This is a genomic window from Pseudomonas sp. 32A (assembly GCF_052682255.1).
Genome location: NZ_JBQYLY010000001.1, coordinates 2,328,337 through 2,342,313 on the forward strand (window position 1 = coordinate 2,328,337; position 13,977 = coordinate 2,342,313).

Sequence of the window (13,977 nt, forward strand, 5' to 3'; positions counted from 1 at the left end):
CTTCAAATCACCGGATCCCAGCGCTGCGACCAATCCTTTTCCGCCTCCACCACCGCCCGCAGCAAGGCCAGTGCCTGCTGCAAAACCGCCGAGTCGCGCTCGCGGGAATACACCAGGTACGTTGGAAAGCTGAACTCCGGCGCCTTGGGAACCCGCTCCATCACGCCGCTGTCCATGTAGCTCTGCACCACCCGCGTGCGGAAATACCCGGCGCCGCCATTCTCCAGGATGTACTGCAACGCCAACGGCCCGAGATTGAAACTCAGGGCGGCGCGGGCCTTGTCCGGCAGGGCCGCGTCGTGTTGCTGACGGAAGCCCTGGCCCCAGTCGATATACACGTAGGGCTCGGGCCGCGCCGCCAGTTGCACCAGGATCAGTTTTTCTTCCAGCACCTGCTCCACCTGCAACCCCGGCCAGTATTGCGGCTGAAACACCAGTGCAGCGTCCAGCACCCCCAGCTCCAGTTGGCGCAACAGGTACTCGCCTTCGCGAATCTCGGTGCGCAGGGCGTGACCGGGAATCTGTTCACGCAAGGCCTGGGCCCAGCCGAGCATCAACGGGTTGCACAGGCTGACTTCGCCACCGATGTGCAGCACGTTGCGGTAACCATCGGGCAATGGCAGGTCGCGGCGTGCGGCTTCCCAGGTTTGTACCAGCTGGTTGGCGTAGACCACGAAAGCTTCGCCGTCCGGGTCAGGCGGGCACCGGCGCGGTTGCGCACGAACAGGGTGCTGTTGAGCTGGCTTTCGAGGTTCTTGACGCGGGCGGTGATCGCTGTCTGGGTGACGTGCAGCTTCTCGGCCGCCGCGGCGAGGCTGCCGCAGCGGGTGATTTCGAGGAAGGTGCGTGCCAGTTCGATGTCCATGAAACCCCCTTGGATGATAGGAGGCATTGTAGGGGCTGATGATTGGAATACGGACAAAAAATGTGGGAGCGGGCTTGCTCGCGAAGGCGGTGTGTCAGTCACCGGATATCTTGACTGACACACCGCCTTCGCGAGCAAGCCCGCTCCCACAGTTTGATTGCATTTCAGGTTGGGGTTTTGGGGGCTTGCAGGTGCTCGGTTGGAAAAGCCTTGGCATACGCCTGGCAAACCCTCAGCACCTGCTCATCCGCAAACCGCGCCCCCACCACATGCAACCCCACCGGCAACCCATTCGCGGCCAACCCGCACGGCACCGACGCCGCCGGTTGCTGGGTCAGGTTGAAGGGATAGGTAAACGGCGTCCACTCCATCCACTCCCCAAGGCCCGAACCCGGCGGCACGTTATGCCCGGCCTCGAACGCGGTGATCGGCATCATCGGCGAAACCAGCACATCGTAATGCTCATGGAATGCCGCCATGCGCGCCACGAGTGCAGCCCGTGCTTCCAGCGCCGCACTGTAGTTACTGAGGCTGATCTGCTCGCCCAGTCGGGCAATGCGCAGCAACCCCGGGTCCATCAGTTGCCGTTGCGCATCGCTTAACGGCCCGGCCAGGCGTGCCGCACCGGCAAACCACAGGGTATTGAACACCTCCAGCGGATCACTGAACCCCGGATCAATCTGCTCTACATGGGCACCCAACTGCACCAGGCCTTCGACCGCCTTGGCGACGACCCGGGCCACTTGCGGGTCCACGTCCACATAGCCGAAGTTCGGGCTATAGGCGATACGCAGGCCTTTCAAGTCGGCCCCGGCCTGCAGCCATGGCGTGGTGCGGGGCGCGCCGATCAAGCCGTCCCGCGCGTCAGGCTGGGCAATGGTTTGCAGCATCAGCACCGAGTCTTCCACGGTTCGGGTCATCGGCCCCAGGTGGGACAAAATGGTCATCGAACTGGCCGGCCATTGCGGCACATAACCGAAAGTCGGCTTGATGCCGAAGGTGCCGGTGAAGGCGCAAGGAATCCGGATCGAGCCACCGGCATCGCTACCCTGGTGCAGCACGCCCAGGTTCAACGCCGCCGCCGCACCGGCACCGCCGGACGAACCGCCCGCCGTCATGCGCGTGTCCCACGGGTTGCGGGTAATCCCATACAACGGATTATCCGTGACGCCTTTCCAGCCGAATTCCGGCGTGGTGGTCTTGCCCAGCAGCACCGCGCCGGCCTTGCGCATGAAGGCCGAGAAGGGCGCATCCACCTCCCACCGGCCCTCGGCGGAGGTGGTGCGCGAACCCTTGCGCGTCGGCATGCCGATGGTCTGCGTCAGGTCCTTGATGGATGACGGCACACCGTCCAGGGCCCCGCACGGCTGGCCCTTGAGCCAGCGCTGTTCCGAATCCCGCGCCGCCTTCAAGGCGCCTTCCGGGTCGACGTGGCAGTAGGCGTTGACCGCCGGGTTGTAGCGTTCGATCCGCAGCAGGGCGTCTTCGGTGACTTCCACTGGCGACAGGCTTTTATCCCGATAGAGAGCCAGCAGCTCAACAGCGGTCAGGTTGGCGATATCCGTCATGCCGCTTTCCCTCCTTGCGCCGCGTTGACCATGGCCCGCAGCAACACGGCGCAGCCCGCCGCCAGGTCATCCGGCGCGGCGTTTTCGATTTCGTTGTGGCTGATGCCGCCTTCGCAGGGCACAAAAATCATCCCGGCGGGGCCCAGTTCGGCGACGAAGATCGCGTCATGCCCGGCGCCGCTGACGATGTCCATATGGCTCAGGCCCAGGCTGCTTGCACCCTCGCGCACGGCGTTGACGCAGGCGGGGTTGAAGTCCAGCGGCGGGAAGTCGGCAGTAGGCGTCAGTTCAAAGCTCAGGCCGTGTTGCTCGGCCGTCGCTTCGATCACCTGGCGCACTTCGTCGACCATCGCTTGCAGCTTGTCGGCGTGCAGGTGGCGCAGGTCGATGGTCATGTGAACCTGGCCGGGAATCACGTTGCGTGAGCCGGGATGCAGGCTCAGGCAACCGACAGTGCCGCAGGCGTGGGGTTGTTGTTCGTGGGCGATGCGATTCACCGTGCTGACCACTTGCGCCGCGCCTACCAGGGCGTCCTTGCGCAGGTGCATCGGCGTCGGGCCGGCATGGGCTTCGACGCCGGTGAGGGTCAGGTCGAACCACTTCTGGCCCAGGCAGCCCATGACCACGCCGATGGTGGTGGCCTGGTCTTCCAGCACCGGGCCTTGTTCGATATGCGCCTCGAAATAGGCCCCCACCGGATGGCCCAGCACGGCGCGGGAACCGGCATAGCCGATGCGCCGCAATTCGGCGCCCACCGACAGGCCGTGCTCGTCCTGTTTGTCGAGGGTTTCCTGCAAGTCGAATTTACCGGCGAATACCCCGGAACCCATCATGCACGGCGGGAAACGCGAGCCTTCTTCGTTGGTCCACACCACCACTTCGATCGGTGCTTCAGTCTCTATATTCAAATCGTTAAGGGTGCGGATCACTTCCAGGCCGGCCATCACGCCGTAGCAGCCGTCGAACTTGCCGCCGGTAGGCTGGGTGTCGATATGGCTGCCGGTCATCACCGGCGCCAGTGCCGGATTACGCCCGGCGCGGCGGGCAAAGATATTGCCGATGGCGTCGACGCTGACGCTGCAGCCGGCCGCCTCGCACCATTGCACAAACAGGTCGCGGGCCTGGCGATCAAGGTCGGTGAGGGCCAGGCGGCATACGCCGCCCTTGGGTGTGGCGCCGAGGCGGGCGAGGTCCATCAGCGATTGCCACAGGCGCTCGCGGTTGATCAGCGGGGCGTTGCTCTGGAGCGGTTGCGCAAAACTATTCATCAGCAGTCTCCGGTCAGGCACTCAGGGCCAGGTAACGGTTCTTGATCGTCGGGTCGGCGCGGAAGGCTTCGGCACTGCCTTCGTACACCACGCGGCCTTGTTCGAGGACGTAATGGCGGTCGGCAAGCTTGTCGCAGACCATCAGGTTCTGTTCCACCAGCAGCACCGGCAGGCCGTCTTCCTTGACCTTGCGCAGGATCTTCACCAGCTCGTCGACGATCACCGGCGCGAGGCCTTCGGTGGGTTCGTCGAGGATCAGCAGCTTCGGATCGTTGAGCAGGGCGCGGGCGATGGCGAGCATCTGCTGCTCGCCGCCAGACAGTGCGTGGCCAGCGTTTTTGCGGCGCTCCTTGAGGCGCGGGAACATGCTGTACACGTCTTCCATCTGCCAGCGGCTGGTCTTGCGCACGGCAATGCGCAGGTTTTCCTCCACCGTGAGCAGGCGGAAAATCCCGCGGTTCTCCGGCACCAGCGCCAGGCCCTGGCGGGCGATTTCGAAGATTTTCTGCCCCACCAGTGGCTGGCCGTTGAAGTGAATCTGGCCCTGGCGCGGGCAGATAATCCCGAGGATGCTGCGCAGGGTGGTGGTCTTGCCGGCGCCGTTGCGCCCCAGCAGGGTCACCAGTTCGCCAGGGTTGACGGTCAGGGACACGCCTTCAAGGACATGGCTCTTGTCGTAGTAGGAATGGATATTGTCGACGGTCAGCATCAGGCGGCTTCTCCCAAATAGGCGGTGCGTACGCGCTCGTCGGCGCGCACGAATTCCGGTGTGCCTTCCACCAGGATCTGGCCGTGACTCATCACGGTGATGCGTTGGCTGATGGACATGACGATGCTCATGTTGTGCTCGATCAACAGCACGGTATGGTCGCGGCCGAGGTCGCTGATCAGTTGGGTCATGATCGGGATGTCGTCGATGCCCATGCCCGAGGTGGGTTCGTCGAGCATCAGCAGCTTGGGTTTGGAGCAGATCGACATGCCGACTTCCAGCACCCGCTGCTGGCCGTGGGACAACTCGCCGGCCAGGGTATCGGCGCGAGCGGTGAGTTGCAGGCGCTCCAGCACCTGATCGGCCATCTCCAGGTGTTCGCGCTTGCTGTCGACCCGGCGCCAGAAGTTCAGGGCGCGGGCACCGTCGCGGCCCTGGGCGGCCAGGCGCAGGTTCTCGCGCACGCTGAGGTTCTGGAACAGGCTGGTGAGTTGGAACGAACGGGCCATGCCCAGGCCGACGCGGCTGTGGGCCGGTTTGCGCATCAGGTTCTTGCCGTCGAAATGAATCGCCCCGGCGGTGGCCTGACGCTCGCCGGTCAGGCAGTGGAACAGGCTGGTCTTGCCGGCGCCATTGGGGCCGATGATGGTGTGGATGGTGCCGGCTTCGACCTTGAGGTTGACGCCGTTCACCGCGTGGAATGCGCCGTAGGCCAGTTCCAGGTTCTTGGTTTCCAACAGGATGCTCATGACAGCTTCTCCTTGCTCACAACGTCGGCCTTGCGGCTGCCGCGCACACGTTCGAACAGGGTCGAAAAGCCGCCCCACAAACCGCCGCGCATGAAGATCACCACCAGGATCAGAATCACCCCCAGCAGCATCAGCCAGCGCGGCCACAGGTCAGACAGGAAGTCCCCCAGCAGCACGATGGAACCGGCGCCCAGCAAGGAGCCGAACAGCGAACCGGTGCCGCCGACGATGGTCATGATCAGGATGTTCTCGGACATCGCCAGGTCGATGTTCGACAGCGGCACAAAGTGCAGCAGCATCGCGTACAGCGCCCCGGCAATTCCGGTCACGGCGCCGGACAGTACGAACACCAGGATCTTGAAGTGGCGGGTGTCGTAGCCGATGGCTGAGGCGCGGGTTTCGTTTTCGCGAATCGCCATCAGCGTGCTGCCGAATGGCGAGGCGATCACCCGGCGGGCGCCGATGAAGATCAGCAGGAACAGCACCGCGACAAACCCGTAGAACGCGCGAGCATCGGTCAGCGACAACAGCACCGTGTCACCGAGACGGATTTCCGGGCGCGGCACGCTGAGCAGGCCGTTGTCGCCGCCGGTCCAGTCGCTCAGGGTGTAGGCGACGAAGTAGGCCATCTGGCTGAAGGCCAGGGTCAGCATCACGAAGTAAATGCCGGTGCGGCGGATCGCCAGGGCGCCCACCAGGAAAGCCAGGAAACCACCGGCGACCGCAGCGCCCAGCAATGCGCTGAACAGGCCCAGTTGCAGGTGAATCATCAGCAACGCCGCGCAGTAGGCGCCGGCCCCGAAGAAGATGCCTTGGCCGAACGACAGCAGCCCCGTGTAACCCAGCAGCAGGTTGCAGGCGAGGGCGGCCATGGCAAAGATCAGGATCTCGGTGGCCAGGGTCGCCGAGGGCAAAATCAACGGTAAGCCGATCAACACCGCGAGCACCAACAGCAGCATATAGCGCGACTGGGTCTTGGCGAACGGCAGGGGATTTTTCTCGCTCATGTCAGGCTCTCCCGAACAGGCCGTAAGGACGTACCAGAATCACCACGGCCATCGCGCCGTAGATCATCAGGCTCGCGCCTTGAGGCCAGAGTGTGGTCATCAGGCTTTGCACCACGCCGACCAACAGGCCGCCCACCAGTGCGCCGCTGAACGAACCCATGCCGCCAATCACCACCACCACGAAGGCCACGCCGAGGATTTCCGGGCCGACAAAGGGCTGGGCGCCGCGCAACGGCGCGAACAGCACACCGGCAACGCCGGCCAGGGCCACGCCGAGGGCGAAGGTCATGGAGAACAGGCGGAAAATGTTGGTGCCCAGCAAGGATACGGTCTCGGTGCTTTCACTGCCGGCCCGCACCAGGGCGCCGAAGCGCGTGCGTTCCAGCAGCAGCCACAGGCCAAGGCCAACGAGGCCGGAGAACACGATCAGGAACAGGCGGTAGTAGGGGTAGACGAAATCGCCGATCACCAGCACCCCGCGCAGCAATTCCGGCACGGCGACGCTCTTGCCCACCGGGCCCCAGATCATCACGCTGGCTTCCTGGATGATCAGGGCGATCCCCAGGGTCACCAGAATCTGGAACATGTGCGGCAAGTGATAAATCCGCTGGATCAATAATCGCTCGATCACCCAGGCCAGTGCGGCCACCACCAGCGGCGCAATCAGCAGTGCCAGCCAGAAGCTGCCGGTGAGGCTGACGGCGGTGTAGCAGATGTAGGCGCCCAGCAAAAAGAACGCACCGTGGGCGAAGTTGACGAAGTTCAGCAAGCCGAAAATGATCGTCAAGCCGACCGCGATCAGGAAATAAATCATCCCAAGGCCCAGGCCGTTGAGAATCTGGAACAGGTAAAGATTAAGCATGCAGGAACCCTCGGCAGGCGGCCGCGTGAGCGGCCCTGCGCTGTGTCACCAGTAGATTTTCAGCGGATCAGCCGAGCACGCAGCCCGTGGCTTCCACTGGCGGGAACGACTGGCCGGAACTGAGCACCTTGGCCAGGTCGTCCTTGTCGGCCATGTCGCCTGCGGCCTTGCCCACCAGCAGGTAGTAGTCCTTGATCACCTGATGGTCGCCGGCGCGGATCGATTCCTTGCCGGTGGGGCCTTCGTAGCTCAGGCCCTGCATGGCCTTGGCCACGGTCGGCCCGTCGAAACTGCCGGTGGAGATGATGGTTTCGAGCATGACCTTGGTGCTGATGTAGTCAGCGGCCAGCGGGTAGGTGGGGTTGATGCCGTATTTGGCCTTGGTCAGTTTCACCAGGTCACGGTTGAGCGGAGTGTCGACCTGATGCCAGTACTGCGCGCCGAGGTACACACCTTCCAGTACGTCACTGCCCAGCTCCTGGAACTGATCCAGGCCGGCGGACCACACCAGCAGCACTTTCATGCGCTCCTTGATGCCGAAGTTCACCGCCTGGCGCAGGGTGTTGGACGACTGGCTGCCGAAGTTCAGCAGCACCAGCACGTCGGGTTTGGCGGCGATTGCGTTGGTCAGGTAGCCGGAGAATTCCTGTTCCTGCAGGGAGTGGTAGCTGTTGCCGGCGTGTTCCAGGCCATGCTCGGCCAGCACCGATTTGGCGCCTTCGAGCAGGGCTTCGCCGAACACGTATTGCGGGGTGATGGTGTACCAGCGCTTGGCGTCGGGCAGCAGCTTGATCAGCGGCACGAGGGTTTCGCGGATCGCACCGTAGGTGGGTACCGACCAGCGGAAGGTGGCACTGTTGCAGTCCTTGCCGGTGACTTCATCGGCGCCCACCGGGGTCATGAACACGCCACCGGCCTTGCTCACTTCCTTGGCCACCGCGAGTGCCGAAGACGACAGGGTGCAGCCCTGGAAAAAGCGTGCGCCGTCCTGCTGGATCGCTTCCTGGACCTTGCGCACGGCCTTGCCGGCGTTGCCTTCGGTGTCGATCACCTTGTAGTTCAGCGGGCGGCCGAGCAACTCGGGATGCTGTTCCACCGCGAGGCGTGAACCCATGTCGGCAAATTTGCCATAGCTGGCAAAGGCGCCAGACATGGACTTGAGGCCGTAAAAGGTAAAGGGCTCGGCGGCGAATGCAGAACGCACGCTCAGCGGGAGGCTGAGGGCGGCGGCTGCGGTGAGACTGGCTTTCAACAACGTACGACGCTGCATGGGGTGACTCCCTGGATTAGTTATTGGCAGGAGTGACAATGGCGATACGGTGGAGCACGGCCTGTGGGCAGGCCTTTTATTGGGGGTTGGGGCGTGTCAGTGGTTGTGATCGAACTCCAGTAGAAAGTGCGGGCTGACTTCACCTTCAAGGGCGGTCATGTGGTGTTCGGCGTCGCACATGTGTTCGTGCATCAGGCTGCGTACGGTGGCTTCGTCTTCGGCTCGGAAGGCGATCAGCAGTTGTTTGTGGTAGTCGAGGTTGGCGGCGTCGAATTGCTTGCGCTTGGGTTTGTAGGCTTTTTTCAGGACGACCAGGTCGCGCAGCAGGTCGTTGAGGAATTGCGCCATGAAGCTCAGCAGCGGGTTGGGGCAGGCCTTGGCCAGCAGGTTGTGGAATTCGAGTTCGGCGATGCGTTGTTCGCGTTGGCCGGCTTCGCTGTCTTCGGGGGCGCTGCAGAAATCGACGTTGTCCTGGAGGGCGCGATAGTCGTCTTCGCTCAGGCGGCCCAGCACGGAGACGGCGAGTTCGACTTCGATGACTTTGCGCAGTTGGTAGACCTGTTCGCCGTCCAGGTGCTGGAAGTGCAGGTAGTTGCGCAGGGCGCGGCTGGCGGGTTCGGTGCCGGCCTGGTTGAGGTAGGCCCCGCCGCTGGGGCCGGTGCGGGTGTTGACCAGGCCTTCGACTTCCAGCGCCTTGAGGGCTTCGCGGGCGGAGCCTTTGGAGCACTGGAAGCTTTCCATCAGTTCGCGTTCGGTGGGCAAACGGTCGCCGGGCTTGAGGGCATCGGTGACGATGGAGCGTTTGACCGACTCGACGATCACGTCGGAGAGTTTCTGGCGTTTGCGGCGCAATGGGCGGCTTAGCATGGTGGGTGATTGATCCTATTAATGCGCATTAATAGTACTTAATAGGGGTTTGGGGTGGGGCGTCAACGGAGGGGGTCGTTTTTGGTTTGGATGGGTCGTAAATGGTGGGGGTGTGTATATCCGTTGCTGCGGTAACGGCGGCTTATGGTTCCGCTCTTACAGCGGCTCACTTTTGAAGAGCGCAAAAGTAAGCAAAACGCTCTTGCCCCACCACTCGGCACCTCGCCTAGGCTCGGTGTGCCCTCACTCCGGCTTTGGACCGTGGGCCGCCGTCATGGGCCATCCCTGGCCCAGGACGGCTAACCTGGCGTCCTGCCAGGTTACCCACGCTCCAAAGCCTGCGTTCGGCCAGCGTGGTTTAACGGGGCGCCTAAGATCAAAATCAAGATCAAAAGCAAAAGCACAGCGGCCTCCCGGCCGGCTTGAGTGTTGAAGAGCAAAAGCCAAATCAAAAGCTAAAGCGGGCACGGTCAAAAATGTGGGAGCGGGCTTGCTCGCGAAGATCGTTAACGATGACGTGGGCATCCTGATTCAACGCGGCGCTCTCAGGTTTTTCGCGAGCAAGCCCGCTCCCACAGAAAAGCAGAGCTGTTTTCGCTCTGGCTTTTGATCTGGCTTTTAACACTCAAGCCGGCCGGGAGGCCGCTGTGCTTTTGCTTTTGATTTTGATCTGACTGCCCCAATAAGCCCGAGGCCGAACGCAGGTATTGCGGAGCGGGTAAACCGGCAGGACGCCGGTTTAGCCGCGCCGGGCCATGGATGGCCCGTCGCGGCGGCCCGCGGAGCAATGCCGGAGTGAGGGAACGCCGAGCCACAGCGAGGCGCCGACAGGCGGGGCAGAGCCCTTTGCTTACTTTGGGCTGGGCCGGCATTCCGGCTTTTCCAAAGTGAGCCGCTGTAAGAGCGGAACCATAAGCCGCCGTGACCGAAGAAACGGATATGTACACATGCATGGCGCAGTAATTGCGTCCCCCCCAACCCAACCCCCCAAAAAAAGGAGCAACCCCAATGCAACTACGCGCCTTGCGATATTTCCACGAGGTCGCCCGCTGCGCCTCCCTGCGTAAGGCAGCCGAACGTCTATACGTCACCCCAACCGCCGTCAGCCGCCAGATCGAACACCTGGAACACTTCTTCGGCGCCGCCCTGATTGAACGCGGCCCCCGCGGCATCCGCCTCACCGCCGAGGGCGAATGCCTGGCCGAACAAGTCACCTCAACCCTGCGCGGCCTCGACCAGGTACGCGAAGTCATCGCCAGCCGCCAAAGCCAGGTGGCCGGTAACATCAGCATCCATGTGTCAGAAAGTATCGTTTCCACCGTGCTCGCCCCGGTACTCGCCACCTTCTACCGCGCCCACCCCAAGGTCACTTTCAACATCGTAATCGCCAGTGCATCGGCCACCCTCGACGCCCTGTGCAGCGGTGAGGCAGACCTGGGCCTGGCGTTCTACCTGCAAGAACGCGCCGACGTCGAAGTCACCGCCCACTGCCAGCTGTGGCACCGGGTGCTGGTCAGCGCCGAACACCCCTTCGCCCAACGCGAAAGCATCGAATTGAGCGAACTGGAAGGCCAGCCCCTGGCGATTCCCGACTCGGCCTACGGCGTGCGCCAGGCCCTGGAAGTGGCCGCGAAAAAACGCGGCGTCACCCTCGAACCCGTGTTCACCACCAGCTCCCTGGAAGTGCAGAAAAGCCTGGCCCGGCAACGGGCAGCGGTGCTGATTTTGCCCCAGGTCGAGGCAGACGTACGGGACTTGGGCGACGGCCTGGTCGCCGTGCCGATCGCCGATGAAGACCTCGGCCGCATCCGCATCGACCTCTGCGTGTACCGCAACCGCCCCCGCTCGGTGGCGGTGCTCAAGTGCCAGGAAATGCTGGCGGGGGCGATGCAGCGTTGTTCGCTGAACTGAGCCTGAGCCTCAGAAGATGTTGATCGGCACATTGGCGACGAGGCGGAATTCATCGTAGCTGCCGTCAATCTGCCCGCCGCTGGCGCGGTGGTTGTAGACGATGGTGCGCAGTACGGTGTTTTTGAGGGTGCCGGACTGAATCACATAGGCCACCATCAAGCCGTTTTCGTTGTGCTTGGCACCATCCAGGCTGCGCACGTTGTAGCCGGTGTTGTGGCCGTTGCGGTCGCCGTCGTAATGGGTGCCGTCAATGTCCCAACCCTTGGCGTGCCACAGGCTGGCGGTGAGGCCGGGCACGCCGTAGGCGGCGAAGTCCAGGTCGTAGCGCAGTTGCCAGGATTTTTCGTTGGGGCCGTTGTAGTCCGAGTACAGCGAGTTGGCCATGTAGTTGCCGGTGGACTCCCACACGTAGTCGAAGTATTCATTGCCGAACACCTGCTGCCAGGCCAGGGTCAGGCTGTGGGCCAGGTGCGTGGCGGTGAAGGCCAGGCTGGCGGCGTTGTTGTCGATGTAGCCGAGGTTTTTGTCCCCCGAATCACTGGTGTGGTAGTAGTTGAAGGCGGTCTTTAAGGCGATGTCGCTTTTGTCGCCGATGCGGTGGGTCAGGCCGACGTAGGTCTGGTCCCACATGTCTTCGAAGCGCGACGCGTAGACGCTGGCTTCCAGCCCGTAACCCGGTTTGACCGTGGCGCCCAGGTAGCTGATGCGTGCGCCGCTGTAGGCGCGGTTGCCGAAGGTGGTGGTGAGCTTTTCGGCACCGGTGCCGGTGCGCGGAATCGCCCGCTCGAAGCTGCCGCCCTGCACCGAGAGCCAGTCGAATTCGTTGCTGAACAGGCCCACGCCCTGGAAGCTGGAGGGCAGGGCACGGTTGTCCTTGTAGCGCAGGATCGGGTTGTCAGTCATCAGCCGGCCCGCCTTGATCTCGGTGCTGGACAGGCGCAAACGCACGTCGCCCACGCCCAGGCGGCTCCAGGTTGGAATCGCATCGCCGTCGCCGTCTACCAGCACTCGGTCGCCACCATTGGCCACCTTGCCGTGCCCACGCTCAAGGTTGACCGCACTGAAGATTCCCGCATCCACGCCCACGCCAATCAGGCCCTGGGTGTAGCCGGAGCTGTACTTGAGCATGCTGGTCTGCACCCAGGTTTCGCGTACACGAGTGGGCTCGATGCCGCCGGGTTTCTTGATGCTCAGGCGGGTGGTGCGTTTGGTGTGCTGGTTGGAATAGTAATGGCGCAGGTTCAGGTCCAGGGTGCTGCCTTCGAGGAAGCCCGGTGCGCTGGCTTGAGCGTTCTCTTGGGCGAAAGCCTGGGTGCTGGAAGCCAGGGTGACGGCCAGCAAAAGACGTGGATACATGGTAAATCCCCATACAAATCAGACGTAAGGCGACCGTCCCGGCAGGCCCTCAGGCGCTGCCGATCGGTGGCGAAAAGACGCGGGACAGTGGGAAAAGGTGTTCAGCGAACCGAGGCTTCTGTGAGCCGGGTTTCGCGGGCCGGGCTGCCGGGCAGCGACGGGCGGGTTTCCTTGGCGAACCAGGCGGCCGTGAGGCATACCAGGTTGGCGATCAGCAGGTACCAGACCGGTGACATCGGATCGCCGGTGGTGCCGATCAGCCAGGTGATGATGATCTGCGCAGTGCCGCCAAACGCCGCCACACCGAAGGCGTAGACGATGGAGAAACCGGTGGAGCGTACGGATTTCGGGAAGCTTTCCACCAGTAGTACGATCAGCGCTGCGCCGCTCATGCCGTGCAGGCCCGAGAGCACCGCGAGGGTCAGCAGGAAGGTCGCCGGGCTTGGGTGCTCGGTCATCAGTTGCAGGGCCGGGAACAGAATCAACAGCAACACCACCCGCGGTGTCATCAGGATTACCCGGCGCCCGAAGCGGTCGCAGAGCATGCCGCCGGCCACCGCGCACACCGCCATGGCGGCGCCCGCCACCAGGGTCGAGAGCATGGAGATGCTGGTGGGCAGCTTCAGCTCGGTGAGGGCGAAGGTGGTCATGTAGTTGAGGAAGTACTGGGTGATGGTGCTGCCGGAAAGGATCAGCAACCCCAGTACCAAGGCCCGTCGGTGCTTGCCGCAAACTTCCCGCACCAGGTCGCCGGTGCTGGTCTGCTCGCCGTGGCCGTGGAAGGTTTCGGCGAGGTTGCGGCGGATGTAGATGCCGATCGGCAATACCAACAGGCCAAACACAAACGGCACGCGCCAGCCCCAGCTGTTGAGGTCTTCCGGGGACATGACTTTGGTCAGGGTGAAACCCACCAGCCCGGCCACCATGGCGGCCACGCCCTGGGCGACCACTTGCCAGCAGGCGTAGGTCCCGCGTTTGTGGGGCGGCGCCGCTTCGAGAATGTAGGTGGTGGCGGGGCCGGCTTCACCGCCCCAGGCCAGGCCCTGAATCATGCGGGTGAGCACCAGCAGGATCGGCGCCGCGATGCCGATGGTCTCGTAGCCCGGCAATATCGCGATGCTGCCGGTGCCCACGGCCATCATCACCAGGGTCAACAGCATCGCCGGCTTGCGCCCGACGCGGTCGGCGTAGGCGCCGATCAGCACCGCGCCCAGGGGCCTGACGATAAAGCCGATACCGAACGCGGTGACCGACAGCATCAAGCTGACGAAGGCGCTGTCGGACGGGAAAAACGTGTGGCCGATCATCACCGCAAAGGTTGCGTACACACCAAAGTCGAAAAACTCCACGGCGTTACCCAGGACCACGGCGAAGATGCTCTTTTTGCCGGCGTCCGGGGACGGTGTTTCGGGTGCGTGATCAGGATCGGATCGTGTCAATTGCTCAGTGTGCATACCAGCCCCTCGATTTTAGTTATAGGTCGTCCAAGCTCCGGCCGCGTAGGCCCGGAGCTGGCGTGTGGGTGGGCAGTTCTTACAGCGTCAA

At 63.3% G+C, this 13,977-nt stretch carries 11 protein-coding genes and 1 pseudogene; 1 reads left to right on the forward strand and 11 read right to left on the reverse strand.

Features of this window, described 5'->3' with window-relative positions:
• Positions 1-2: 2 nt before the first annotated feature.
• From ACUN0G_RS10700 to ACUN0G_RS10740, 9 genes and pseudogenes are all read right to left on the reverse strand, one after another.
• A pseudogene (locus tag ACUN0G_RS10700) lies at positions 3-865 on the reverse strand (LysR family transcriptional regulator).
• A gap of 164 nt (positions 866-1,029) precedes the next feature.
• Positions 1,030-2,433 carry an amidase gene (locus tag ACUN0G_RS10705; RefSeq protein ID WP_445573333.1) on the reverse strand — a complete coding sequence of 468 codons (1,404 nt, stop codon included), beginning with the start codon at positions 2,431-2,433 and terminating at the stop codon, positions 1,030-1,032.
• On the reverse strand, positions 2,430-3,701 hold the full coding sequence (locus tag ACUN0G_RS10710; RefSeq protein ID WP_445573334.1) for a Zn-dependent hydrolase: 1,272 nt from the start codon (positions 3,699-3,701) through the stop codon (positions 2,430-2,432). Before ACUN0G_RS10710 ends, ACUN0G_RS10705 begins: the two co-directional genes overlap by 4 nt.
• Positions 3,702-3,714: 13 nt before the next feature.
• A complete protein-coding gene (locus tag ACUN0G_RS10715; protein ID WP_445573335.1) occupies positions 3,715-4,410 on the reverse strand; it encodes an ABC transporter ATP-binding protein in 696 nt (231 codons plus the stop codon).
• The gene (locus ACUN0G_RS10720) at positions 4,410-5,159 is read right to left on the reverse strand and encodes an ABC transporter ATP-binding protein (RefSeq protein ID WP_445573336.1); all 750 of its coding nucleotides are present in this window, start codon (positions 5,157-5,159) and stop codon (positions 4,410-4,412) included. The genes ACUN0G_RS10715 and ACUN0G_RS10720 overlap by 1 nt, the downstream gene beginning before the upstream one ends.
• Complete coding sequence (locus ACUN0G_RS10725; protein WP_445573337.1) at positions 5,156-6,166, reverse strand: branched-chain amino acid ABC transporter permease; 1,011 nt, start codon at positions 6,164-6,166, stop codon at positions 5,156-5,158. The genes ACUN0G_RS10720 and ACUN0G_RS10725 overlap by 4 nt, the downstream gene beginning before the upstream one ends.
• 1 nt (position 6,167) lies before the next feature.
• Entirely contained in the window at positions 6,168-7,028 is an 861-nt protein-coding gene (locus ACUN0G_RS10730) for a branched-chain amino acid ABC transporter permease (RefSeq protein WP_258344893.1), read from the reverse strand.
• A gap of 67 nt (positions 7,029-7,095) precedes the next feature.
• Positions 7,096-8,298: an ABC transporter substrate-binding protein gene (locus ACUN0G_RS10735; protein WP_093208421.1), complete on the reverse strand. Its 1,203-nt coding sequence runs from the start codon at positions 8,296-8,298 to the stop codon at positions 7,096-7,098.
• Between the two features lie 96 nt (positions 8,299-8,394).
• Positions 8,395-9,165, reverse strand: a complete 771-nt coding sequence (locus tag ACUN0G_RS10740; protein WP_003215747.1) for a FadR/GntR family transcriptional regulator — start codon at positions 9,163-9,165, stop codon at positions 8,395-8,397.
• A gap of 1,008 nt (positions 9,166-10,173) precedes the next feature.
• Between ACUN0G_RS10740 and ACUN0G_RS10745 the strand changes: the two genes are divergently transcribed.
• Positions 10,174-11,076: a LysR family transcriptional regulator gene (locus ACUN0G_RS10745; RefSeq protein ID WP_017475444.1), complete on the forward strand. Its 903-nt coding sequence runs from the start codon at positions 10,174-10,176 to the stop codon at positions 11,074-11,076.
• Positions 11,077-11,085: 9 nt separating this feature from the next.
• On the opposite strand, the gene ACUN0G_RS10750 is transcribed toward ACUN0G_RS10745, so the two are convergent.
• Together ACUN0G_RS10750 and ACUN0G_RS10755 are read right to left on the reverse strand one after the other, a co-directional pair.
• The gene (locus ACUN0G_RS10750; protein WP_445573338.1) at positions 11,086-12,432 is read right to left on the reverse strand and encodes an OprD family outer membrane porin; all 1,347 of its coding nucleotides are present in this window, start codon (positions 12,430-12,432) and stop codon (positions 11,086-11,088) included.
• Between the two features lie 101 nt (positions 12,433-12,533).
• Complete coding sequence (locus ACUN0G_RS10755; protein WP_063028934.1) at positions 12,534-13,886, reverse strand: citrate-proton symporter; 1,353 nt, start codon at positions 13,884-13,886, stop codon at positions 12,534-12,536.
• Positions 13,887-13,977 lie beyond the last annotated feature (91 nt).